Source organism: Afipia broomeae ATCC 49717 (genome assembly GCF_000314675.2).
GTDB classification, from domain to species: domain Bacteria; phylum Pseudomonadota; class Alphaproteobacteria; order Rhizobiales; family Xanthobacteraceae; genus Afipia; species Afipia broomeae.
The window spans coordinates 1,296,995-1,320,248 of record NZ_KB375283.1 but is presented as its reverse complement, the minus strand read 5'-3'; the positions used below and the strand labels follow the sequence as shown (position 1 = coordinate 1,320,248).

The window sequence follows — 23,254 nt, the reverse complement described above, 5'->3', positions numbered from 1 at the left end:
AGATATGGCGCGTCAATCGGGCGATGCCAAGGCCGATGCAGCTTTGCCAACTCAAAACGGCGTGGGCCGTTTGGTTAAGATAGCGTCGCCGATGGAACTTCCTCGGTTTCGAAGCTGCTGCGTGGCCAGACGATTGTGACAATCGCGCCATGAGCGGGGAAGGTCCGGTTGGTGAAAGACACCCGCGCGCCGGTCCGCTCCAGCAGGGTACGGGCGATGAAAACGCCAAGCCCAAGTCCGTTTCGCTCGCCTCCCGTGTCACCGGCGCGCCGCCGCGTCAGGTAGGGTTCGCCGATCCGCTTGAGAATGTCCGGTGGAATTCCCGGCCCGTCGTCGGATATGACGATCTCAACCGTCTGCGCATTCCACCATGCATTCACCTCGACACGCTCGCGCGCGAAATCGACGGCGTTCTCCAGAATGTTGCCGACGCCGTACAGGATCGCAGGATTGCGCATGCCGACAGGTTCGGCGTCCTGCGCCAGCGCGATACGCACCTTGATGGCGATGCCGAAGTCGCGATGCGGGGCGACCGTCTCCTCGATCAGCGTTGACAGCGGCATGCGGTCGAACGGCGCGCCCTGCGACGACAGTTGCGTGATCTTGGCGAGAATTTCGCGGCAGCGCTGCGCCTGTTCGCGCAGCGTCTTCAGGTCGCCGCGGGCGTGCTCGTCGAGACCTTTGGTCTGAATCGCTTGCTCCAGCTCACGTGAAATCAGGAAGATGGTGGAGAGCGGCGTTCCCAGTTCATGCGCGGCGGCGGCGGCGAGGCCATCGATCTGCGTCAGATGCTGCTCCCGCGTCAGCACGAGTTCGGTGGCGGCCAGCGCGTCGGAGAGCTTACGGGCTTCCTCCGTAACCTGAAATGCGTAGAGGCTGGTGACACCGATCGCCAGCACGATAGAGATCCAGACGGCGATCATGTAGGTGCGCGGCAGCACGAGAGGCTCTTCGCCGTTCCACGGCAGCGGCAGATGGAAGAACCCCAGCGCTGTGGCGCAGGCGGCTGCAAAGACGCCAAGCGCGATCGTGATTCGTGTCGGCAGTGCGGTTGCCGAGATCAGCACCGGCGCGAGGAAAAGAAATGAAAACGGATTTTGCAGACCTCCCGTCAGGAACAGCAGAGCGGCTAGCTCGGCGATGTTGATCGCGAGGAGGGCGGCGGCATAACGGGGCGCCAGGCGGTGGACCGGGTTAAACCGTATCTGCAGCGCCAGATTAAGAAGCGACGACAGCCCGATGATGACCACGCATGGGATTACCGGGACCTCGAAATCAAGCCCCTCCGAGACGATGAAAATCGTCGCCAACTGCCCGAGCGCAGCCAGCCAGCGCAGCCGAAGGATGGTGTCGAGACGCACATAACGGCGCGGGTGGCGGAAATCGGAGGTCGCGATGTCGCTCATATCGTATCTTTAGCGTCCGGCGACGCCGATCACAAACCGGCCCTGCGTATCCGGCTCTTGCGGATAGCGCCCTGTTGGCTCAATGAACGCATGATATGACCGTGCAGCTCTCGCCTTCCCGTGCCACGTCGCATTCCGGTCCGGCATCGCCCGACGCGGCGATCGAGCTTGAGCGGCTGGTAAAGGTCTATAAGACCACCCGCGCCGTCGATGACATCACCTTCACGATTCCGCGCGGTTCTGTGACGGGGCTGCTCGGCGGCAACGGCGCCGGCAAGACCACGACCATTTCGATGATCATGGGGCTGGTGTCGCCGACCTCGGGCCGCGTCAGCGTGCTCGGTTGCGCCATGCCCGAGCAAAGCGCCGAGGTTCTCGGCCGGATGAATTTCGAGAGTCCGTACGTCGATATGCCTGGCCGCCTCACCGTGCGGCAGAATCTCACCGTATTCGGCCGGCTTTACGGCGTGACGCATCTGAAGGACCGGATCCTTTCGCTCGCCGCCGATCTCGATCTCGGCGAATTTCTCGATCGCCCGAGCGGAAAGCTTTCCGCAGGCCAGAAGACACGCGTGGCGCTGGCGAAGGCCCTGATCAACGAGCCGGAACTTCTGCTGCTGGACGAGCCGACCGCGTCGCTCGATCCGGACACCGCAGACTGGATCCGGAGCCATCTTGAAACCTACCGCAAGGAGCGTGGAGCGACGATCCTGCTGGCGTCGCACAACATGCTTGAGGTCGAGCGGCTGTGCGACCGGGTTATCATCATGAAGCGCGGGCGTATCGAAGACGATGACAGTCCGTCCGCCATTTTGGCGCGCTACAACCGCACGACGCTGGAAGAAGTGTTTCTCGATGTGGCGCGCGGCCGCGTGCAGCAGGCTGCGTCATGAGCAGCATGGAGCTTCGCCGCGGCAATCCGAAGATGATCGCTCCGCATCGCATCGGCGCGATGATCCTGCGTCACTGGTATCTTCTCACGTCGTCATGGCCACGGCTGCTCGAACTTATTTACTGGCCGGTGTTGCAATTGATCACGTGGGGCTTTTCGCAAGCTTATATCTCGCAGAACGCAGGCTTCTTTGCCAAGGCCGGTGGCACTTTCATCGGCGCGGTGATCCTGTGGGATATTCTGTTTCGCGGACAGCTCGGCTTCTCGATGTCGTTCCTCGAAGAGATGTGGTCCAAGAATCTCGGTAATCTGCTGATGAGTCCACTCAAGGTCAGCGAGTATCTGATCTCGCTGATGGTGATGAGCGTGGTGCGGCTGGCTGTCGGAGTCATTCCGATGACGATACTTGCCATCGCTTTCTTCGGGTTCAACCTGTTCGGATTTGGCTTCGCCCTGGTGGCATTCTTCTGCAACCTGATCTTCACGAGCTGGTCGTTCGGTCTGATCTCGTCGGGGCTGGTGCTGCGCAATGGCATGGGCGCAGAGGGTCTGGCGTGGACGCTGATGTTCGCGCTGCTGCCGCTGTCATGCGTGTACTACCCGGTCTCGGTCCTGCCGGACTGGCTTCAGGTGGTGGCGTGGATGCTGCCGCCGACCTACGTTTTTGAGGGCATGCGGGCGCTGCTGATCGACCATGTCTTTCGGGCCGATCTGATGATCGAGGCGCTGGCGATCAATGTGGCTCTATTCGCCATATCGACTGTTGCCTTCTTGCTGTTGCTGAAAAGCGCCCGAAAGAACGGTTCCCTGGTCCAGAGCGGTGAATAACCACCGCTGGCGGCCTCCGCCTGTTAATTAATCATCTGATCTGTAAAATGGGCGGATTGACGCTTTGTCGCAGGCCCGACAGTATGTTGCGCCGCGAAACTAGTGATCCGGTTCTGACATTCGTATCATTTCCCGGCCGACACCTTTTACGAATGTCAGAACCAAAGGATCACTAGAATCACAACGCTAGTGTCCTTTCGTATCCGACGTTCGTTCGGAAGGTGCTGCAGAGTGAGGGCGAACGTCGGATACGGGACACTAGGATCGAGGAATCATTATGCCGATAGGCGAATTTGGCAGGCCGCCTAGCTTGCCGTCCGAGGTCAGCCCTGCGCTGACCACGCCCATGTACTGGATGTACGAGATGGGTCAGGCCTCGCTCAATCCGGCGCGGGCGATGACCGACATGATGAAGCTGTGGTTCGAGAACCCCTTCAATCCATTGTCCAGCACCGAGTTCGGAAGATCCATCGCCGCCGGCTGCGAGCTGTTCGAGCGCACCACCCGCCGTTACGGCAAGCCCGAATGGGGTCTGCACGATACCGAAGTTAACGGCATGCGGGTTCCGGTCGAGATCAAAACGGTGTGGGAAAAGCCGTTCTGCCGGCTGCTGCATTTCGAGCGCAAGCTCACCCAGCCGCTGCGTTCACCGCATCCGCGCGTGCTGATCGTGGCGCCGATGTCGGGACATTACGCGACGCTGTTGCGCGGGACGGTCGAAGCCTTCCTGCCGGGACATGACGTCTACATCACCGACTGGGCTGACGCGCGCATGGTGCCGGTGGCACAGGGCCGTTTCGATCTCGACGACTATGTCGACTATGTCATCGAGATGATCCACGCGCTGAAGGGCGACGTGCACGTTGTCGCCGTGTGCCAGCCATCCGTGCCTGTATTGGCTGCGGTGTCCATCATGGAAGCCGAGAAAGATCCCTACTTCCCGACCTCAATGACGCTGATGGGCGGGCCGATCGACACACGCCGCAATCCGACCGGCGTTAATGATCTCGCCGAGCAAAAGGGCATTGAATGGTTCCGCAACAACGTCATTACCAAGGTGCCGTTCCCGCAGCCGGGATTCATGCGCGACGTTTATCCGGGCTTTCTTCAGCTCACCGGCTTTGTGAGCATGAACCTCGACCGCCATGTCGATGCGCACAAGCGGCTGTTCAGCAATCTCGTCAAAGGCGACGGTGACCTCGTCGACAAGCATGTCGAATTCTATGACGAGTATCTGGCGGTGATGGATCTCACCGCCGAATTCTATTTGCAGACGGTCGATCTGGTGTTCGTGAAACACGCTTTGCCGAAGGGCGAGATGAAGCATCGCGGCAAGCCGGTCGATCCGTCGAAGATTCAGCGCGTCGCGCTCATGACGGTCGAGGGCGAGAACGACGACATCTCCGGTTTGGGGCAGACTGAAGCAACCCACGGGCTTTGCAGTTCGATTCCGGATGCGCGGCGGGTACATTATGTCCAGAAAGGCGTCGGCCATTACGGCGTCTTCAACGGCTCCCGCTTCAAGTCGGAAATCGTGCCTCGAATCTCCGATTTCATGCGTTCGGCGGCCCATACCAAGCTGGCGCTGGCGGCCGCCGAATAGACTTTTTCGGGCGTTTGGGGTCGAAAAAGCCCGTTTTATGGGGGATTCCGGGACTTTGCGTTCCCGGATCTGCGGCAATATCCGTAACTATTTGGATTCGCATCCGTTTTGGCCCTCTCCAATTGCGGCAGAGGAGTGAATTTCGCGTGCCGTTTCCGGCTCCGGTTTTCGCTTAGGAATGAATCATCATTTCATGTTTCATCCCCCCGGATGTAGGAGGCTAACTCCATAAAACTACGATATATTGGGCAAATGATTTGTTTTTGCGCCGATGAATTTCACTGGCGGCGGATATGGCAGAATCCCGGCGAATTCCTGCTGTCCGGACCTGCTGACATGGCCTTTCGCGCTCTTCTTTATCGCCGCCCGACCGAACCGCGCACGCTCGCGGTCAAAATTGGCTCATCGACTTATACGATTCAGCTCAGGCGACATCGCCGCGCGCGCCGATACACACTGCGCATTCATCCGAGCCGACGCGAAGCCATTCTCACCATGCCTCCGCGCGGAAATCTGTATGAAGCCAAGGACTTCGCGCAGCGTCACGGCGCCTGGATCGCGGCACGTCTCGGTGGTTTGCCGAAAGCTGCGCCATTCTCACCCGGCACCTCGGTGCCGTTGCGCGGTGTTCCGCATCGAATCGTGCATCGCGCCGGCGTGCGTGGAACCGTATGGCCCGAAATGCGCGACAGCGGCGACAAAATTCTGTGCGTCGCAGGTGATTCTGAATTCATTGATCGCCGCGTCCACGATTTTCTCAAGCGCGAAGCCCGACGCGCACTGACAGAAGCTTCGCATCGCTATGCCGAGGAGCTTGGTGTCAAGGTGAAGCGGATCACAATCCGCGATCAGTCGAGTCGTTGGGGATCATGCACCTCTGCAGGCGCGCTGTCGTTCTCGTGGCGGCTTATTCTCGCGCCGCCTTATGTGCTGGATTACCTTGCGGCACATGAAGTTGCGCATCTCGTCGAGATGAACCACTCGCCGCGGTTCTGGAAGGTCGTGGCAAAGATTTGTCCGGCGACCGAACGCGCCAAGCGATGGCTCGACACCCACGGCAACGATCTGCATCGCTACGGCATCGAAGAATAGCATCTGATTTCGCAGATGAGACGCGCGTGTGATTCAGTAAAGCTGAATCACACTTCAGTTTACGCGATCAGCGCCGTCCGCCGAAGACCCGATCGATCAGCCAGCCATCGAGACCCGCTGCCGCTTCCGGACGCGCAGATGTCTGCGTGACCGGTGGACGGGTTTGTTGCTGCGGCGGATATGCCGCAGGCGCATTCGGATAATCCTGATTGTTCGACGACTGCGGATAGGGTTGCGCGGGGTAGGGCTCGCGCGCAGGCGCCCGCGAATTTCCGGGAAACAGATTCGAGAGGAAGCCGCCCGGTGACTGCGTTGAGCCTGGCAGCGGAGCAGGCGCGACGTTCTGGTGCGCGGCCCTCATAAAGCGGGTCCAGACCTCGACAGGCAATCCGCCGCCGGTTGCTTTTCTGGTCGGCGAGTTGTCGTCGTTGCCGAGCCAGATGCCGGTGACGAGGTTGGCGGTATAGCCGATGAACCAGGCGTCCCGGAAATCCTGGCTGGTGCCGGTCTTGCCCGCAGCCGACCAGCCCGGAATGTCTGCCTTCTTTGCCGTGCCGGTGACCAGCGTCTCGTGCATCATGACATTCATCATGCCCACCGCGTTGGCATCGATCACCCGTGTCGGAGCATCGTTGCGGCGTGCATAGAGCACCTTGCCCTCGGGGGTGCGGATTCGGTTGACCACATGCGGCGAGGCGCTGAATCCGCCATTGGCGAACGGAGCGTAAGCGCCCACCAACTCGTTGAGCGAAACCTCCGACGTGCCGAGCGAGATCGTCGCGTTGGGCTCGAGCTTTGATGCGATACCGAGACGATGTGCGGTGCGCACCACATTGGCCGGGCCGACTTCGAGCCCGAGCCGGACAGCAACGGTGTTCAGGGACATCGACAGCGCCTGGGTCAGCGTCACCGGGCCGAAATACTCGCGGCTGTAGTTCTCCGGCCGCCAGCCCTTGACGTCGAGCGGCGCATCCTGGCGCACCGTGTCAGGTGTCATGCCGCCCTCGACGGCGGTGAGATAGACGAACGGCTTGAAGGCCGAGCCTGGCTGGCGTTTTGCGGTCACTGCGCGGTTGAACTGGCTTTCGGCGTAGTTGCGCCCGCCGACCATGGCCCGCACCGCGCCGCTCGGCGTCATCGCCACCAGCGCGCCCTGGCTGACATTGAACTTCACGCTCTTGGTGGCAAGTTCGTCGATGATCGCGGCTTCCGCGACGCTTTGCAGCTTCGGATCGATCGATGTTTCCACCACGATGTTCTGGTCGATCTGGCCGACAAGATCGTCGAGCACTTCGCCGATCCAGTCGGCGACATAGTTGATGGTTCCGGCACCTACCGGCTTAACCGCGTAAGATGGTTTCTCGATCGCCGCCTTGGCCTGTGCCTCGGTGATGAAATTGGTATCGGCCATCGCGCTGAGCACGATCTGCGCGCGCTTCTCTGCGCCGTCCGGGTTGCGGTTGGGCGCCAGCCGCGACGGCGACTTGACGAGACCGGCCAGCATCGCGGCTTCCGACAGCGAAACGTTCTTCGCGGATTTGCCGAAATACTTCTGTGCCGCCGCTTCGACACCATAAGCGCCGGAGCCGAAATAGACCCGATTGAGATAGAGCTCGAGAATTTCGTTCTTCGAGTACTTCCGCTCCAGCCACAGCGCGAGTTCGACCTCCTGCAGCTTGCGCTGCATGGTTCGCTCCTGGGTCAGGAACAGGTTCTTGGCGAGTTGCTGACTCAAGGTCGAGCCGCCCTGCGACACGCCGCGATGCAGAAGATTGGTGACGGCGGCGCGGATGATTCCAGTCGGATCGATACCGAGATGCGAATAGAAACGGCGGTCTTCGATGGCAATGAACGCCTTCGGCAGATAAGGCGGCAGATCCTTCAACGAGACATTGGCCCCCGGCATTTCGCCGCGGGTGGCGATCACGCTGCCATCCAGGCCGGTGATCTGGATGGTGGGCGGCCGCTTGGGAATCTCCAGCGACTGGATCGCAGGCAGATGCGCGCCGACCCAGATGATGACACCAGCGCCGGCGATGATTGCCCATAGACCTAGTACGGCACCCCAATAAACAAGACGGCCGAGGCCGGACCGCGAGCGGCCACGTGCCCTGGACTTGCTTTCTTTCCGCTCGGCAGCGCGGGTCTTGCGCAAACGCTCGCGCGGCATGTCGTCTTCGTCGTCGTCGAGGAGGAGGCTTTTGGCTGCACGGCGCTTTGGCGGAGCGTCGTCGTCATCCCGCCCGCCGATGCGGTCGCGCGGATTGAGGCGGACGCTATCGAGCGACGCGGCACCGTCGAACTTCGGCTCCTTGCGACCGCTCTGCTTTTTACGTCCCAACGCCATTCAAACCCGTGCCGGTATACCGGTTACATGAGGCGTGCAGGCTAGCGATGGCGGTTTAAAGGCGCGTTACGCAAAGGTTAACGAGGGATTAGATGTTCCGTCGCGGGCATGGCAGAAATGCCGGTCCGGAGTTGCCTTGACCTGGCTTGTCGGATCGACAGAGTCTGTCGGAAAATTTCATGCATAAAGGTACCGACGATGACCGGCCATATCGACCCCACCAAGGACGTGTTTGCGGCGTTTCGTGAGAATGATCGTCCCGGCCCGATCCACATGCTGAATCTGGTGCGGCTGCATGCGCAGGCGAAATATCCCGACGGGCGCAAGGCGACCGGTGCGGAAGCCTATGCCAGTTACGGCCGCGAGAGTGGGCCGGTGTTCATGCGGCTCGGCGGCCGGATCGTCTGGCAGGGCAAGTTCGAACTGATGTTGATCGGTCCTTCGTCGGAGCGATGGGATCACTGCTTCATCGCCGAGTATCCGAGCGTCGCCGCATTCGTGGAAATGATCCGCGACCCGGCTTACCGCGAAGCGGTGAAGCATCGTCAGGCTGCGGTCGAGGACTCGCGGCTGATCCGCACCGCCCCGATGCAGGTCGGCAAAACCTTCGGCGAAATCCCCGAGTGATGCGAGCTACGTCCCGGCTCAGGCCGCGGCGCGCGCCAACCAGAGCAGGACAAGCGCGACCGCAGCGGGAAGCGCCTGCACCATGATGATCCGCTTGCTGACCGAATAGCCGCCGTAAAGCCCGGCCACGATCACGCACAGCATGAAGAACACCTTGATCTGGAAGCCGAACGCCAGGTTTGGGTGGAGCAGACCCCATATCAGACCGGCAGCCAGGAAGCCGTTATAAAGTCCCTGATTGGCGGCGAGCACCGCGGAGGCTTGCGCCTTCTCGATCGTGTTGCCGAATGTCGCGAGGCCCTTCGGCTTGGTCCAGAGAAACATCTCCAGCACCAGGAAATAGATGTGCAACGCCGCGACCAGTGCGACGAGAACATTGGCAATCAAATTCATGGCAATTCCCCCTGTACGAGTGGAACCTAGCAGCAAGCGCGGCGATTGCCGAGACCTCGACGTTGTCGGAAAACGGAAAGACTTCCCGCGTCACTGCGGCCAGGATGGCCGAAACGCGTGATGACGGACGCCGGACATGACCGCAAAACAACCTCAGCGATTCCACCTCGATCGGCTTGAGACGCCGATCGGCACCGCTTTGCTCGTCACCGACGATCAGGGCTTCCTGCGCGCACTCGACTGGAGTGATTACGAGACACGGCTGCATCGCCTGCTGCGGCGGCATTACGGCGACTATGCCTTGGAGAAAGCACCGGCTCCCAAAAGCATCACGGCGGCACTGACAAGCTATTTTGCTGGAGACCTTGGCGAGCTGAAAAAGATCAAATGGAAAACCAACGGCACGCCATTCCAGCGCAAGGTTTGGAAGGAGCTGCAAAAAATCCGTGCGGGGAAAACATCGAGTTATGGTGCATTCGCCGTTCGCTTGAACGTCCCCAACGCCGCCCGCGCGGTCGGTCTCGCCAACGGCTCAAATCCGGTCAGCGTCGTCGTGCCGTGTCACCGGCTGATCGGCGCCGATGGCTCGCTGACCGGCTATGGCGGCGGGCTCGCGCGCAAGGAATGGCTGCTCGCCCATGAAGGCGCGGCGCTCGGCAAGCGAGCACGCAGTTAAGCGGCGGGTTTTTCCGCCGCGTCGCCATTGGCGAGCAGATGGATCAGGGCGCGCTTGATGGCGGCCTGTCGCGTCGGCGCAGTAATCTGCGCGCCGAGCAGGTCCGTGACATAGAACACGTCGCGTGCGCGCTCGCCGAAGGTGGCGACATGGGCCGATGCGATGTTGAGATTGAGTTTGGAGATCGCGGTGGTGAGCTGGAACAGCAGACCCGGACGATCGAGCCCGGACACCTCGATCACGGTGTAGCGATCCGACCACTGATTGTTGATGCTGACTTCCGGCTCGACGCTGAATGGCTTGAGCCGGGTCTTGGACGCTGTGCGGCGCGCCATCATGTCGGGCAGGCGCAGCTTGCCCTCCAGTACCTGTTCGATGGTGTCGCCGATGCGGGTTGCGCGCCGTCCTTCGTCATCGTCGCGATCGTATTCGCGGGTAATCGCGATGGTATCGAGCGCGATGCCGTCGGTGGTGGTGTAGATCTGCGCGTCGACGATGTTGGCGCCGGCGGAGGCACAGGCGCCCGCGATGATCGACAGCAGCCAGGGATGATCGGGCGCCATGATCGTCAGTTCGGTAACGCCGCGTCCCTCATCGAAGCCGACATTGACCGCGAGCTTGTGGCCGCCGGCCTCGCTGGCCTTGACGAAGCGCGCGTGGCGAATTTTGCGTGGCAGTTCCACCTTCAGCCAGTAGGCAGGATAGTGCCGTGAGATATAGGCCTCGAGTTCGGCGGTAGGCCATTCGGTGAAGGTTGCACGGAATTCCGCCTGCGCCGCGTCGATGCGCTGGGCCCGATTGACCTCGGAGAAGCCGCCGGTCAGCACCGGTTCGGTTTCATAATACAGCGTGCGGATGAGCTGCGCTTTCCAGCCGTTCCAGACGCCGGGGCCGACGCCGCGAATGTCGGCCGTGGTCAGGATGGTCAGCAGCTTCATCTGCTCGACTGATTGAACGACCGCTGCGAAGTTCTCGATGGTCTTGCGGTCCGACAGGTCGCGCGATTGCGCCACCGTGGACATGGTGAGGTGTTCCTCGATCAGCCAGGCGATCAGCTCGGTGTCGGCTGCATTGAATCCAAAGCGCGGGCAAAGCCGCCGCGCGACCTTGGCGCCCGCGATGGAGTGATCCTCGGGACGGCCTTTGGCGATGTCGTGCAGGAACACCGCCATGTAGATCACGGCGCGATGCTCGGGATGGATTTTCCGCATCAGGTCGCTGGCGACCACGAATTCATCGTTCCCGCCGCGCTCGATGTCCTGAAGGATGCCGATACAGCGCAGCAAATGCTCATCGACCGTGTAGTGATGATACATGTTGAACTGCATCATCGACACGATCCGGCCGAACGCTCGGATGAAGCGGCCGAGCACGCCGGCCTCGTTCATCCGCCGCAGCACCGTTTCCGCGTCGTTCGACGTCAGAATTTCCATGAACAGTTTGTTGGCTTCGGGATTCTCACGCAGCTTCGGCGTGATCAACCCGAGCGAGCGCGTTGCCGCGCGCATGGCGTCGGGGTGAAACGCCAGATTGTTTTTCTGTGCGAGCCGGAAAATGCGGATCAGGTTGACCGGATCGGTCTTGAACACGTCGGGCGCGGCAAGATTGATGCGGTTGTTGTCGATGACGAAATCTTCGCCGCCCGGAACGCGGCCGCGTTTGCGGCCGGGCCGAAGCCTGGCCATCATCCGGCTCAGCACCGGCGCGGGCTTGGCTTCCTGATCTTCCAGCTTGGCGCACAGGATCGCGGTGAGATCGCCGACTTCCTTGGCGATCAGGAAGTAATGCTTCATGAAGCGCTCGACGTCCTGCATGCCGGGATGCGAGGTGTAGCCGAGCCGCTGCGCGATCTCGCGCTGCATCTCGAACGACAGCCGCTCTTCAGGACGGCCGGTGAAGAAATGCATGTTGCAGCGGACCGACCAGAGAAAGTCCTCGCAGCGGCGGAACGTGCGGTATTCCTGCGGATCGAACACGCCACGTTGGACGAGATCTTCGGTATTGCTGACGCGGTAGACGTATTTAGCGATCCAGAACAGCGTGTGCAGATCGCGCAGACCGCCCTTGCCGTCCTTGACGTTGGGCTCAACCAGATAACGTGACTGGCCTGCGCGCCGGTGCCGCTCTTCACGTTCCGCAAGTTTCGCGGCGACGAATTCAGTCGCCGTCCCCTGTACGACTTCCTTGTCGAAACGGGTGACGAGTTCGTCGTAGAGCGCTGTGTCGCCGGTGAGGAATCTCGTTTCCAGCACCGAGGTGCGGATCGTCATGTCGCCCCGCGCCTGCCGGATCGATTCGTCGATGGAGCGGGTGGCGTGACCGACCTTCAGTCCCATGTCCCACAGGCAGTAAAGGATCGCTTCCGCGACCTGCTCGCCCCAGGCGGTCTGCTTGTAGGGAAGGATGAACAGGAGGTCGATGTCGGACTCAGGCGCCATCAGGCCGCGGCCATAACCGCCGGTGGCGATGACGGCCATGCGTTCGGAGTCTGACGGTGTCGGCGAATGATAAAGATGTCTGGTCGCGGCGTTGAAAAGAATGCGGATGATCTCGTCCTGAACGAAGCAAAGCCGCTCAGCACATCGCCGCCCGTGTCGATCCTTTAGCAGTTCTGTCTGCGCGACCTCGCGGGCCTGCGCGAACTCGCTTTTCAGCAGTTGCGTAATGGCTGCCCGAAGCAGGTCGTCTTTTCCGGCGTGTTGCTGCGCGAGCGCGTCGATTTCGCCTGCGATGCGTGCGCTGTCGAATATCACGTCGTCGTCCGGGAGGGGGGCCGTCACGCTGTCCATTCCATTCGGATAACGGACGGCGGCAACGGTGTCACCAGCGGATTGCGGCAAGACGAGCCGTCCGTTCTGATTTTCCTCCCTTTGGGGGAAGGCAGTTCTCCTGCGGGTTGCATTTACGGAGTTATTTTCTCGTTGACGTTGTCGTTTAACTTATTGAAAAATATCATGATTTTTTCGTATTGGGCAAGCGGTCGTATGCACCGGCAGTCCCAAATCACCCGCCAATCGATCCAGATGGAGACGACGATGTTCCGACCAACCCGACGCGCTGTTGCTGCCTTGATGGCAGGCGCTCTGTTCGCCCCGGTTGCAGCCCTTGCAGCCGATGCGCCAAAGCAGATCGCGATCGACTGGGCGACCTACAATCCGGTGTCGATCATCCTGAAAGAGAAGGGTCTGCTCGAAAAGGAATTCGAGAAGGACGGGATCAAGATCGTCTGGGTGCAGTCAGCGGGCTCCAACAAGGCGCTCGAATTCCTCAATGCCGGTTCGATCGATTTCGGTTCGACGGCCGGTTCGGCCGCCTTGGTCGCGAAGATCAACGGCAATCCGATCAAATCGGTCTATGTCTATTCGCGTCCGGAATGGACCGCGCTGGTAACGGCCAAGGACTCCAGGATTGCGAAGGTCGCCGATCTGAAAGGCAAGCGCGTTGCGGTGACGCGCGGCACCGATCCGCACATTTTCCTTGTGCGGGCGCTGCTCGACGCCGGCCTGACCGACAAGGACATTACACCTGTTCTGCTGCAGCACGCCGACGGCAAGGCCGCGCTGATCCGCGGCGACGTCGATGCGTGGGCGGGGCTCGATCCGATGATGGCGCAGGCTGAAATCGAGGACGGCGCAAAGCTGTTCTTCCGCAAGCCCGAGGCCAATACCTGGGGCATTCTCAATGTCCGCGAACAGTTCCTGAAGGACAATCCGAAGATCGTTCAGCGCGTGCTCGCAGTCTATGAGGAGGCGCGCAAGTATTCGCTGGCCAATTACGATGAACTGAAAAAGGGCTTCATCGCCGTCACCAAGCTGCCGGAAACTGTGGTCGACAAGCAGCTCAAGGAACGCACCGAGCTGACGCATAACCGGATCGGCGCGCCGCAGCGCGAGTCCATTCTGGCCGCGGGTCTTGCCCTTCAGCAGGCCGGCGTGATCCAGCCGGGCGTCGACGTGAAGGCGACGGTGGATGCGCTGATTGACGATCAGGTCCCGCTGCCGACGAACTGACGAGGCCGCGGATGGCACGTTAACAGGCCCGCATGCCGCAAGCCTGCGGGCCTTCGCGCTGAGTACTCTTGCAATCGGTTGTGATAAGCGGTTTCTGCTATGACCATGACACTCGATACGCCTGCGCCGGACGTCATCGCGAAGGAGGCGGGATCGCGCCCGGCCGGCCGCCTGCGCCGCGTTGCGCGTCCTGCAATTGGCTTGCTGCTGCCGCTCGGCCTTGCGCTGGCGTGGGAGCTTGCCGTGCGGTTCGGTTATTCCAACGGTCGGCTGGTGCCTCCGCCAAGCCGCATCTGGCAGACGCTGGTTGAACTCTCTGCCAGCGGCGAATTGAGCCGGCACATTATCGCGACACTGAGCCGCGTCGGTGCAGGTTTCGGTCTCGGCATCGCGGCAGGAACAATTCTTGGCGCGATCTGCGGCTACTGGACGCTGGCGCGGCGTCTGCTCGATCCGACCTTTCAGGCCTTGCGCGCGATCCCGTCGATTGCCTGGGTACCGCTGTTTATCCTGTGGCTCGGGATTTTCGAAACCTCCAAGGTGGCGCTGATCGCGGTCGGCGTTTTCTTTCCGATCTATCTCGGCGTGATGGGCGCAATCCTTGCCGTGGACCGCAAGATCGTCGAGGTCGGCCGCATTTTCCGCCTCAGCGGCTTTGCGATGATCCGGCGCATCATGCTGCCCGCAGTGCTGCCGGCTTACATCGTATCGCTGCGCTCCGGTCTCGGTCTTGGCTGGATGTTCGTGGTGGCCGCTGAATTCATGGGCGCGTCGGAGGGCCTCGGCTATCTGCTCACGGACGGCCAGCAACTCGGCAAACCCGCGCAGATCGTCGCTGCCATCATCGTGTTCGCAGTCCTTGGCAAGACCACGGACTGGCTGATCCAGCTGGCGGCGGCGCCATTCCTGCGCTGGCAGGATTCCTTCAGCGCGCATGCAGGAGGCGCGTGATGCTTGCTCTTGATCATGTCGGCAAGACTTATCCGAACGGCGTCCATGCGCTGGAGAATTTTTCCGCACGCATCAAGCCAGGCGAGATCGTCGCGATTATCGGCGGATCGGGCTGCGGGAAATCCACCCTGCTGCGAGCCATATCTGGGCTCGACCGCGCGACGACCGGGTCGGTCACGCTCGATGCCATCTCGATCACCGCGCCCCACGAAAAGATCGGCATCATCTTTCAGGAGCCGCGGCTGCTGCCGTGGCTCAGCGTCGCCGAGAATATCGGCTTCGGCCTAGGTCATCTGACATCCGGGGAGCGGCAACAGCGGATTGCGCGTGCTCTGGCGCGTGTCGGCCTTGCCGATAAGGCCAATGCCTGGCCGCGTGAATTGTCGGGCGGGCAGGCGCAGCGTGTCGCCATCGCGCGGGCGCTGGTGCCGTCGCCGGAGGTGCTGTTGCTGGACGAGCCGTTCTCCGCGCTCGACGCCTTCACGCGTGCCGATTTGCAGGATCATCTGCTCGATCTGTGGGCCGACACCAGGCCGACCCTCGTTCTTGTCACCCACGATGTCGATGAGGCGGTGGTGCTGGCCGACCGCGTGATGGTCATGCGGCCATTGCCGGGACGTCTGTTCGAGGAGATCCGGGTGGATCTCACCCGTCCGCGCGACAGGAATTCATCTGCCTTCGAGACGGTCAAGCATCAGGTGCTGGCGTCGCTGGATCGCTCGCTCAACCGAGCCATGCGTCCCGCGGACGTTTCGCTGACGGTCGGTGAGGGGATATAAAGCGGAATAAGCTGCATACGGCGTTGTTGATGCCGATGGAAACGGAGAACGAGACAATGGATTCAACTGCACTCCGCGCCATGCAGGCGCCGATCAAGGATCGCTACAAATCCGATCCCAAGGCTGCGTTCATCACATTGAAGGCGAAGGGATCGCTCGACAGCGAAGGCCTGTCCTGCAAGGTGGAGACCGGCAAGGCGGCCGCCGCGATTGCGGGGTTGCATCCGGCGACCGGCGGCTCCGGGCTTGAACTCTGTTCGGGCGACATGCTGCTCGAAGCGCTGGTGGCGTGTGCCGGTGTGACGCTGAAGTCGGTCGCGACCGCCATTGACGCGCCATTGAAGTCCGGCAAAGTCACCGCTGAAGGCGATCTCGATTTTCGCGGCACCCTCGGCGTCGACAAGGAAGCGCCGGTCGGGTTTGCGGAAATTCGTCTACGGTTCGATGTCGACACCGACGCGCCGCAGGACAAGCTCGATCAGCTTCTGAAACTCACCGAGCGTTACTGCGTGGTCTACCAGACCATCAAGAACGGCCCGAAGACCGTGGTGTCGCTCAATCGTATTTAACGTGCGTTACTTCGGCAACTTCGCCTTCAACGCATAGAGTGCGTCCAGCGCCTCGCGCGGCGACATCTCGTCGGGATGTAGCGCGCTGAGAGCCTCGGCTACCTGATCGGCGGCGCTCGGCGGCTGGGGTTCGGCGGCCGCGCGTGACGGGACTGCGAACAGCGGCAGGTCGTCGGCCAGCGCACGCGCCGTGGTGCCACGGTCCTGTGCTTCCAGTTTCGCGAGCACGGACTTCGCGCGCGCCACCACCGCAGCCGGCAGGCCGGCGAGCTTTGCGACCTGAATGCCGTAAGAACGATCCGCCGATCCCGGCAGCACCTCGTGCAGGAACACCACGTCGCCCTGCCATTCCTTGACGCGCACTGTGGCGTTGAACAATCGCGGCAGGTTGGCCGAGAGGGCGGTCAATTCATGATAGTGCGTGGCGAACAGCGCGCGGCATCGATTGCTCTCATGCAAATGTTCGATCGAGGCCCACGCAATCGAGAGCCCGTCGAAGGTCGAGGTGCCGCGGCCGATCTCGTCCAGGATCACCAGCGCCCGCTCGCCCGCCTGATTGAGGATCGCTGCGGTTTCCACCATCTCGACCATGAAGGTTGAGCGGCCGCGGGCCAGATCGTCAGCGGCGCCGACGCGTGAGAACAGCCGGTCGACGATGCCGATATGAGCAAGCTTGGCGGGCACGAAGCTGCCGATCTGCGCCATCAGCGCGATCAGCGCATTCTGCCGCAGGAAAGTCGATTTACCCGCCATGTTCGGGCCGGTCAGAAGCCAGATCTGTCCGGAGGATTGTGACGGTCCTGGCGACAGATCGCAGGCATTGGCGATGAAAGGCTGGCCATCGCGCTTGAGCGCCTGTTCGACGACAGGATGGCGACCGCCTTCGATGGAGAATTTCAGCGAGTTGTCGACCACAGGCCGTGCATAATTCTCGTCGACCGCGAGTTTTGCAAGCGCGGACGTCACATCGAGAAGCGCAAACGCGTGTGCCGCGGCGCGCAGGTCGTCACCGGCCGCAACCGCCATCGCGCACAGCTTGTCGAATATCTCGAGTTCAAGCCCGAGGGCGCGGTCGCCGGCATTGGCGATCTTGGCCTCGACTTCGCCCAGTTCGGCTGTGGTGAAACGCACCTGTCCGGCGAGGGTCTGACGGTGGATGAAGGTCGCGTTGAGCGGCGCAGCCATCAGCTTGTCGCCGTGCTGCGCGGTGACCTCGACGAAGTAGCCAAGCACATTGTTATGCCGGATCTTCAGGCCCTTGATGCCGGTGTCGTCGGCGTAGCGCGCCTGCATCGCGGCCACCACCAGCCGCGAGGCATCGCGCAGGTTACGCGTTTCATCGAGCGCGGGTTCATAGCCGGCACGCACGAAGCCGCCATCGCGTTTGAACAGCGGTAGCTCGTCGGCGAGGCCTCGCGCGAATTCCTTTGCGAGGTCGCGGGACGGGCGGCGCAGTGCGTCGATGGCAAGCGTGATGTCGCGTGGAAGTTTTTCGATCCGCGCCGACCGCTCGACGGCCTTGTCGGCCGCCAGAATTCCGTCGCGTAGCGCGGCGAGATCACGCGGCCCGCCGCGTCCGACGGACAGCCGCGCCAGTGCGCGCGAAATGTCCGGCGCCGCGCGCAGAATGCCGCGCAGATCGTCGCGTGCGGCGCTGTCGTTCACGAATAATGCAGCGGCGTCGAGCCGATGCGAGATGGTGGTGCTGTCAGTCAGCGGCGCGGAGAGGCGCTGCGCGAGCAGCCGCGAGCCGGCTGCGGTGACTGTGCAGTCGATGGCATCTAACAGCGACCCGCGCCGCTCGCCCGCAAGCGTCCGCGTCAGTTCGAGATTGGCGCGGGTGGCGGGATCGATCGCCATCGTCGTGCCGGCTGCCTCGCGCGCCGGTGGCGACAGGGGCAGGTGCTGGCCGACCTGCGTACGGTCCACATACGTCACCGCCGCTGCGGCCGCAGTCGCCTCAAGGCGCGACATCGCGCCGAAGCCGTCCATGGTCGCGACGGCGAAATAGTCGCACAGCCGCCGCTCGGCGGTGGCGGCGTCGAACACATCGCGCGTCACCGGCGTCACGGCGGCCAGCGTGCGAAACAGCGCGGACAATTCCGGATCGGAGTACAGCGCGTCGGTGACGATCACTTCATTGGGATTGATACGCGCCAGCGTCGCGCCAAGCTCGGCGGCGCTGCATTCGGTGACGCTGAACTCCGCCGTCGAAACATCGATCCACGCCAGTCCGATGCGGTCGCCGGCGGACGAGGATCCGCGCGTCCGTGCAATCGCCAGCAGATAATTGTTGGTCTTGGCGTCGAGCAGTGTGTCTTCGGTCAGGGTGCCCGGCGTCACCAGCCGCACCACGTCGCGCCGCACCACGCTCTTGTTGCCGCGCTTGCGCGCTTCGGCAGGATTTTCGGTCTGCTCGCACACCGCGACGCGATGACCCAGTGCGATCAGTCTGTGCAGATAGTCATCGGAGCGCTCCACCGGTACGCCGCACATCGGGATGTCTTCGCCCATGTGCTTGCCGCGTTTGGTCAGCGTGATGCCTAGCGCGCGGGAGGCGGTCTCGGCGTCCTCGAAGAAGAGTTCATAGAAATCGCCCATCCGGTAGAACAGCAGCAGGCCCGGGTTGGCGGCCTTTATTTCAAGGTACTGTTCCATCATCGGCGTCACGCGTCCGGCGGCCTCCGGGGAGGCAGTTTCGGCGTTCAGCGGTGTGGGGGGCGTGGAATGGATGGTCATGGAGCGAACACTAGCAAAGTTCTTTCGCATGGTGGAATTGCACGGGACGTTTTCCACGCCTTGAGACGGCCGGTGCATGGCCGCTCTGCCGGGCAATCAGGCTGTTCCCGGCATCGATCATTTGACGCCCCGCGCCGTGCTTCCTAAAACTCGCGGCAGCCGAGGACTTTGTCCGGACCAACTTCAGGGAGAACGACCATGCGTGATGTTTACATCTGTGATGCGGTGCGGACGCCAATCGGCCGGTTCGGCGGATCGCTGGCCAAGGTGCGTGCGGACGATCTGGCCGCTGCGCCCATCAAGGCGCTGATGGAGCGCAATCCCAAGGCCGACTGGGGTGCGCTGGATGAAGTCGCCTATGGCTGTGCCAATCAGGCCGGCGAAGACAACCGTAACGTCGCTCGCATGGCGCTGTTGCTGGCCGGATTGCCGGAGACAGTGCCTGGCATGACCGTCAACCGGCTCTGCGCGTCGGGTCTCGATGCGGTCGGCGGTATGGCGCGCGCGATCCGCGCAGGGGAGATCGATTTCGCCATCGCGGGCGGTGTCGAATCCATGACACGTGCGCCGTTTGTCACCGGCAAGGCCAACGAGGCTTATCAGCGCGCGGTGGAGACCTACGACACCACCATTGGCTGGCGGTTCGTCAATCCGTTGATGAAGAAGATGTACGGCGTCGATTCCATGCCGGAAACCGGTGAGAACGTGGCGACCGATTACCAGATCTCACGCGCCGATCAGGATGCTTTCGCAATCCGCTCGCAGCAGCGCGCGGGCAAGGCAATCGCCGCAGGTTACTTCACCGAGGAAATTACCCCGGTAACGGTTGCCGGCGGCAAGGCCGGTCCTGTGATTGTGGACAAGGACGAACATCCGCGTCCCGAAACTACACTCGAGCAGCTTGCCAAGCTGAAGCCTGTCACGCGTCCCGACGGCACGGTGACGGCCGGAAACGCCTCGGGCGTCAATGACGGTGCGGCTGCGCTGATCTTGGCCTCGGAAGAAGCCGTGAAGAAACACGGCCTGACGCCGCGCGCAAAGCTCCTCGGTCATGCGTCGGCTGGTGTCGCGCCGCGTGTGATGGGCATGGGCCCCGTGCCGGCGGTGCGCAAGCTGCTCGAGAAGCTTGGCCTCAAGATCGGTGACATCGATCTGATCGAACTCAACGAAGCGTTCGCGTCGCAGGGCATCGCGGTGCTGCGCCAGCTCGGCGTCAAGGAAGATGCTGATTTCGTGAACCCGCATGGCGGCGCGATTGCGCTCGGTCATCCGCTCGGCATGAGCGGTGCGCGTTTGGTGCTGACGGCTGTGCATGGTCTCGAAAAGCGCGGCGGCAAGTACGCGCTGGCCACCATGTGTGTCGGCGTCGGGCAGGGCGCCGCGGCGGCCATCGAAAAACTGAACTGATCGTTCCGGATCTGATGCAAACGGGGAGCCTTCGGCTCCCCGTTTTGCTTTTGTGCGGAGCCTGCCGCATGATCGCTCGCCTGCGATTATTGATGCAGCGGCGCCTCCCTCAATCCGATCAGCGTGCGGGCCTCGACATACGTTTTCGCGGCTATGCCCATTCCACGCCGGATTCGGCGGCAAGGTCGATCGTGCTCCGGCGGCCAATATCGTCGAAATGGTTGTCTAGGAATTTCTTGGCGGCGCGCATGCCGGCCCGGTGGAGCAATTCGAAGAAGTCGTAGTCGGTCTTCATCTTGCTGGAGGCGGCAAGGCGCGTGCCGAGACCGCCAAGATCAATCCGGTGAATGTTGAGCCGGCGGTATTGATCTTTGCCGGTCCCGCGCGGCAACCGGCCGTCGTCGATCAATTGATTGACGAAATCCATGGTGCGCAATTCAGAGATCAGCGCCGAGTTGAAGGTGATCTCATTCAGCCGGTTGATGATCTCGCCGGAGGTTCGCGGCGTCGTGGTGCGCGACACCGGGTTGATCTGCACCACCAGCACGTCTTCTGCGTCGGTCGCTTGCAAAAAGGGAAAGATCGCGGGATTGCCCATGTAGCCGCCGTCCCAATACGGCACGCCGTCGATCTCGACCGCGCGGAACATGAAAGGCAGTGCGGCGGACGCCATCACCACGTCAGCGGTGATCTTCTCGTTCGCGAAAATGCGCAGGCGGCCCGTATGAACGTTGGTCGCCGAGATGTAGAGCGCGAGATCCGTGTTGGCGCGCAGCGCGTCGAAATCGACGAAACGTTCGATGAGCTGACTGAGCGGATTGATATTGAGCGGATTTAGTTCGTACGGCGAGAAGTAATGAGCCATCGCCTCGAACCAGTTCTGCAGCGGTGTGGCCGCAAACGGCATCAATGAAAACATCCGGTCGGTCATCGCGCGCTGGACCGGAGGAAGATCGCCGCCGGTACTGGTCGCGCGCCAGAATTCGGCGAGGCGCTTGCGTGCCTCTTCGGGGCCGCCACGGGTGAGACCGTCCGCAACCATCACCGCATTCAGGGCGCCCGCAGACGCACCGGAAATCCCGGTAATTTCCAGTCGCCCGTCGGCAAGAAACTGATCCAGCACGCCCCAGGTAAACGCGCCATGCGATCCCCCGCCCTGAAGCGCCAGATTGATCTTCTTGGCGGCGCTCGCCTTGCGCACGCCGGAAAAGTTCCAAGGAGTCAGGTTGTCGAGATAGGTCTTGAGAGTGGTCGCCATGAGCTCTTTCTCTCTGAAATGGTTCAATTATGGGGTTCCTTGGAGACCCGCGAAGTTCCTTTGTATGCCGATGATTTGGGGCTTTTATGATGCAATGCAATAAAAATGATGCATTGCAAAATGTTGTGTCAACTTATGCCGCTGAAATTATGAGCGGAATCACCCTAACCACACTACATATTGGGCGAATGAAACAAGCGAAGCCCGTTTTTCCTGACCCAAACCATGACCACGGCCGTTGTGCCGAGGATGCGTTCTCGCATGCCGAGAAGGTTTGCACCGGGCGCGGGCAGAAGTTCACGCCGATCCGGCGGCAGGTTTTGGGCGCGTTGCTATCGAGCCATCGGCCGCTCGGTGCCTATGAAGTGATCGACGAGCTTGCCAAGACCATGCCGCGACCGGCGCCGATCACGGTCTATCGTGCGCTGGATTTCCTGATGGACAACGGTCTGGTCCATCGCATCGAAAGCCGCAACGCGTTTCTTGCCTGCGCGCATAATCACGACGAGACGGCGGTGGTGGCGTTCCTGATCTGCGAGACCTGCGGATCGGTCGGCGAGATTCCGGCCGCGCCGCTCGCACAAAGTTTCAACGAAGCCGCGCGCGGCACGGGCTTCGCACCGAAATTATCGGTGGTGGAAATCACCGGCACCTGCGCACATTGTCAACGAGCTGCCTAAATCAGAACAACACGGCGGAAAGCCGGACACGGGGTGCCATGCCATCAGACAGTTTGAAGGTCGTGCCAGCGGGGCGTCCGTTGAACACGACGGCTATCGCCTTGATGGTGATGTTGTGCCTGAGCTGGGGCTTCAATCAGATCACGGTCAAATTAGCGCTGCCTGATATTCCCCCGCTGACCCAGGCCGCAATTCGTTCCGCGGGCGGCCTGATGATCATTCTCATCGTGGCATGGTTTCGCGGCGTCTCGCTGCTCAAACGCGATGGCACGCTGCGCGCAGGGTTGATCGCCGGAATTTTCTTTGGCGTCGAGTTCATCCTGATCTACCGCGGGCTGGTCTACACCACGGCATCGCGTGCGGTCGTGTTTCTCTACATTGCGCCGTTCGTTGTCGCGCTCGGCTCGAAGCGCTTCCTCGGCGAGCAGTTGAGCCGCTTGCAGTGGGGCGGGCTCGCGCTGTCGTTCGTCGGCGTGGCGCTGGCGATCGGCGTGCCGCAACCGTCGGTGGACGCCGGGGTCATCATGGGAGATGTCCTTGTAATGGCGGGCGGCATCCTCTGGGCCGTGACCACGCTGATCGTGAAGGCGACCCCGCTGTTGCATGCCCCTGCCGAAAAGACGCTGGCCTATCAGGTTGCTGTGTCGGTTCCGATTCTGGCGCTCGGGGCGGCTGTTTCCGGCGAGAGTATCACCCATATGCCGGGACCGCTGGCCTGGGGACTGATGATCTACCAGACGGTCTGGATTGTTGGGATCACATTCCTGATCTGGGTTGCCCTGGTCAAAACCTACTCGGCCAGCAAACTGTCGTCATTTACCTTCATGACGCCCCTGTTTGGGGTCGTTGGGGGCTATTTCGTGATGCACGACACCCTGACATTGGCCTTTGCGGGGGCTGCCCTTCTGGTCATGGCAGGCCTATATCTGGTAAACCGCCCCGGCGAGCCGGCGGGGAACCCCCTGCTTCCGGTCACCGAAAATGACACCTGAGCCCA

19 protein-coding genes are annotated in these 23,254 nt (G+C 61.7%); 13 read left to right on the top strand and 6 right to left on the bottom strand.

Annotated elements, in window-relative coordinates; all coding sequences use genetic code 11:
• Positions 1–74: 74 nt before the first annotated feature.
• Positions 75–1,406: an ActS/PrrB/RegB family redox-sensitive histidine kinase gene (locus HMPREF9695_RS18835; RefSeq protein ID WP_006022488.1), complete on the bottom strand. Its 1,332-nt coding sequence runs from the start codon at positions 1,404–1,406 to the stop codon at positions 75–77.
• Between the two features lie 95 nt (positions 1,407–1,501).
• Here HMPREF9695_RS18835 and HMPREF9695_RS18830 point away from each other — a divergent pair, with 95 nt between their 5' ends.
• The 4 genes from HMPREF9695_RS18830 (at position 1,502) to HMPREF9695_RS18815 (ending at position 5,821) form a co-directional block, all read left to right on the top strand.
• Positions 1,502–2,299 carry an ABC transporter ATP-binding protein gene (locus tag HMPREF9695_RS18830; RefSeq protein ID WP_006022487.1) on the top strand — a complete coding sequence of 266 codons (798 nt, stop codon included), beginning with the start codon at positions 1,502–1,504 and terminating at the stop codon, positions 2,297–2,299.
• Positions 2,296–3,126, top strand: coding sequence for an ABC transporter permease (locus HMPREF9695_RS18825; protein WP_006022486.1), 831 nt, complete (start codon positions 2,296–2,298; stop codon positions 3,124–3,126). The genes HMPREF9695_RS18830 and HMPREF9695_RS18825 overlap by 4 nt, the downstream gene beginning before the upstream one ends.
• Positions 3,127–3,403: 277 nt before the next feature.
• Positions 3,404–4,729 (top strand): polyhydroxyalkanoate depolymerase, encoded by a 1,326-nt coding sequence (locus HMPREF9695_RS18820; protein WP_006022485.1) that lies wholly within the window; start codon positions 3,404–3,406, stop codon positions 4,727–4,729.
• Between the two features lie 252 nt (positions 4,730–4,981).
• On the top strand, positions 4,982–5,821 hold the full coding sequence (locus tag HMPREF9695_RS18815; protein ID WP_024921386.1) for a M48 family metallopeptidase: 840 nt from the start codon (positions 4,982–4,984) through the stop codon (positions 5,819–5,821).
• A 67-nt stretch (positions 5,822–5,888) separates the two neighbouring features.
• On the opposite strand, the gene HMPREF9695_RS18810 is transcribed toward HMPREF9695_RS18815, so the two are convergent.
• Entirely contained in the window at positions 5,889–8,168 is a 2,280-nt protein-coding gene (locus tag HMPREF9695_RS18810; protein ID WP_006022483.1) for a transglycosylase domain-containing protein, read from the bottom strand.
• A 198-nt stretch (positions 8,169–8,366) separates the two neighbouring features.
• On the opposite strand from HMPREF9695_RS18810, the gene HMPREF9695_RS18805 reads away from it, so the two are divergent.
• Positions 8,367–8,795: a DUF1330 domain-containing protein gene (locus HMPREF9695_RS18805; protein WP_006022482.1), complete on the top strand. Its 429-nt coding sequence runs from the start codon at positions 8,367–8,369 to the stop codon at positions 8,793–8,795.
• Positions 8,796–8,813: 18 nt separating this feature from the next.
• Here HMPREF9695_RS18805 and HMPREF9695_RS18800 read toward each other — a convergent pair whose 3' ends face one another.
• Complete coding sequence (locus HMPREF9695_RS18800; RefSeq protein WP_006022481.1) at positions 8,814–9,188, bottom strand: DUF1304 domain-containing protein; 375 nt, start codon at positions 9,186–9,188, stop codon at positions 8,814–8,816.
• Between the two features lie 136 nt (positions 9,189–9,324).
• Between HMPREF9695_RS18800 and HMPREF9695_RS18795 the strand changes: the two genes are divergently transcribed.
• The gene (locus HMPREF9695_RS18795; RefSeq protein WP_006022480.1) at positions 9,325–9,864 is read left to right on the top strand and encodes a methylated-DNA--[protein]-cysteine S-methyltransferase; all 540 of its coding nucleotides are present in this window, start codon (positions 9,325–9,327) and stop codon (positions 9,862–9,864) included.
• On the opposite strand, the gene HMPREF9695_RS18790 is transcribed toward HMPREF9695_RS18795, so the two are convergent.
• Positions 9,861–12,653: a [protein-PII] uridylyltransferase gene (locus HMPREF9695_RS18790; RefSeq protein WP_041712892.1), complete on the bottom strand. Its 2,793-nt coding sequence runs from the start codon at positions 12,651–12,653 to the stop codon at positions 9,861–9,863. The genes HMPREF9695_RS18795 and HMPREF9695_RS18790 overlap by 4 nt on opposite strands.
• Before the next feature lie 246 nt (positions 12,654–12,899).
• Here HMPREF9695_RS18790 and HMPREF9695_RS18785 point away from each other — a divergent pair, with 246 nt between their 5' ends.
• The 4 genes from HMPREF9695_RS18785 to HMPREF9695_RS18770 all read left to right on the top strand — a co-directional run bounded on the left by HMPREF9695_RS18785 (position 12,900) and on the right by HMPREF9695_RS18770 (position 16,173).
• Positions 12,900–13,874 carry an aliphatic sulfonate ABC transporter substrate-binding protein gene (locus HMPREF9695_RS18785; RefSeq protein ID WP_006022478.1) on the top strand — a complete coding sequence of 325 codons (975 nt, stop codon included), beginning with the start codon at positions 12,900–12,902 and terminating at the stop codon, positions 13,872–13,874.
• Between the two features lie 99 nt (positions 13,875–13,973).
• Positions 13,974–14,825: an ABC transporter permease gene (locus HMPREF9695_RS18780; protein ID WP_006022477.1), complete on the top strand. Its 852-nt coding sequence runs from the start codon at positions 13,974–13,976 to the stop codon at positions 14,823–14,825.
• Positions 14,825–15,604, top strand: coding sequence for an ABC transporter ATP-binding protein (locus HMPREF9695_RS18775; RefSeq protein WP_006022476.1), 780 nt, complete (start codon positions 14,825–14,827; stop codon positions 15,602–15,604). Before HMPREF9695_RS18780 ends, HMPREF9695_RS18775 begins: the two co-directional genes overlap by 1 nt.
• A 56-nt stretch (positions 15,605–15,660) precedes the next feature.
• Positions 15,661–16,173: an OsmC family protein gene (locus HMPREF9695_RS18770; protein ID WP_006022475.1), complete on the top strand. Its 513-nt coding sequence runs from the start codon at positions 15,661–15,663 to the stop codon at positions 16,171–16,173.
• Between the two features lie 6 nt (positions 16,174–16,179).
• Here HMPREF9695_RS18770 and mutS read toward each other — a convergent pair whose 3' ends face one another.
• Positions 16,180–18,912, bottom strand: coding sequence for a DNA mismatch repair protein MutS (gene mutS / locus HMPREF9695_RS18765; protein ID WP_041712702.1), 2,733 nt, complete (start codon positions 18,910–18,912; stop codon positions 16,180–16,182).
• Between the two features lie 198 nt (positions 18,913–19,110).
• On the opposite strand from mutS, the gene pcaF reads away from it, so the two are divergent.
• Positions 19,111–20,319, top strand: coding sequence for a 3-oxoadipyl-CoA thiolase (gene pcaF / locus HMPREF9695_RS18760; RefSeq protein ID WP_006022473.1), 1,209 nt, complete (start codon positions 19,111–19,113; stop codon positions 20,317–20,319).
• A gap of 151 nt (positions 20,320–20,470) precedes the next feature.
• On the opposite strand, the gene HMPREF9695_RS18755 is transcribed toward pcaF, so the two are convergent.
• Positions 20,471–21,577 carry a patatin-like phospholipase family protein gene (locus HMPREF9695_RS18755; RefSeq protein WP_006022472.1) on the bottom strand — a complete coding sequence of 369 codons (1,107 nt, stop codon included), beginning with the start codon at positions 21,575–21,577 and terminating at the stop codon, positions 20,471–20,473.
• A gap of 188 nt (positions 21,578–21,765) precedes the next feature.
• On the opposite strand from HMPREF9695_RS18755, the gene HMPREF9695_RS18750 reads away from it, so the two are divergent.
• Both HMPREF9695_RS18750 and HMPREF9695_RS18745 read left to right on the top strand, forming a co-directional pair.
• Positions 21,766–22,257 (top strand): Fur family transcriptional regulator, encoded by a 492-nt coding sequence (locus HMPREF9695_RS18750; RefSeq protein ID WP_006022471.1) that lies wholly within the window; start codon positions 21,766–21,768, stop codon positions 22,255–22,257.
• 38 nt (positions 22,258–22,295) lie between these two features.
• Positions 22,296–23,249, top strand: coding sequence for a DMT family transporter (locus HMPREF9695_RS18745; RefSeq protein ID WP_006022470.1), 954 nt, complete (start codon positions 22,296–22,298; stop codon positions 23,247–23,249).
• Positions 23,250–23,254: the final 5 nt, after the last annotated feature.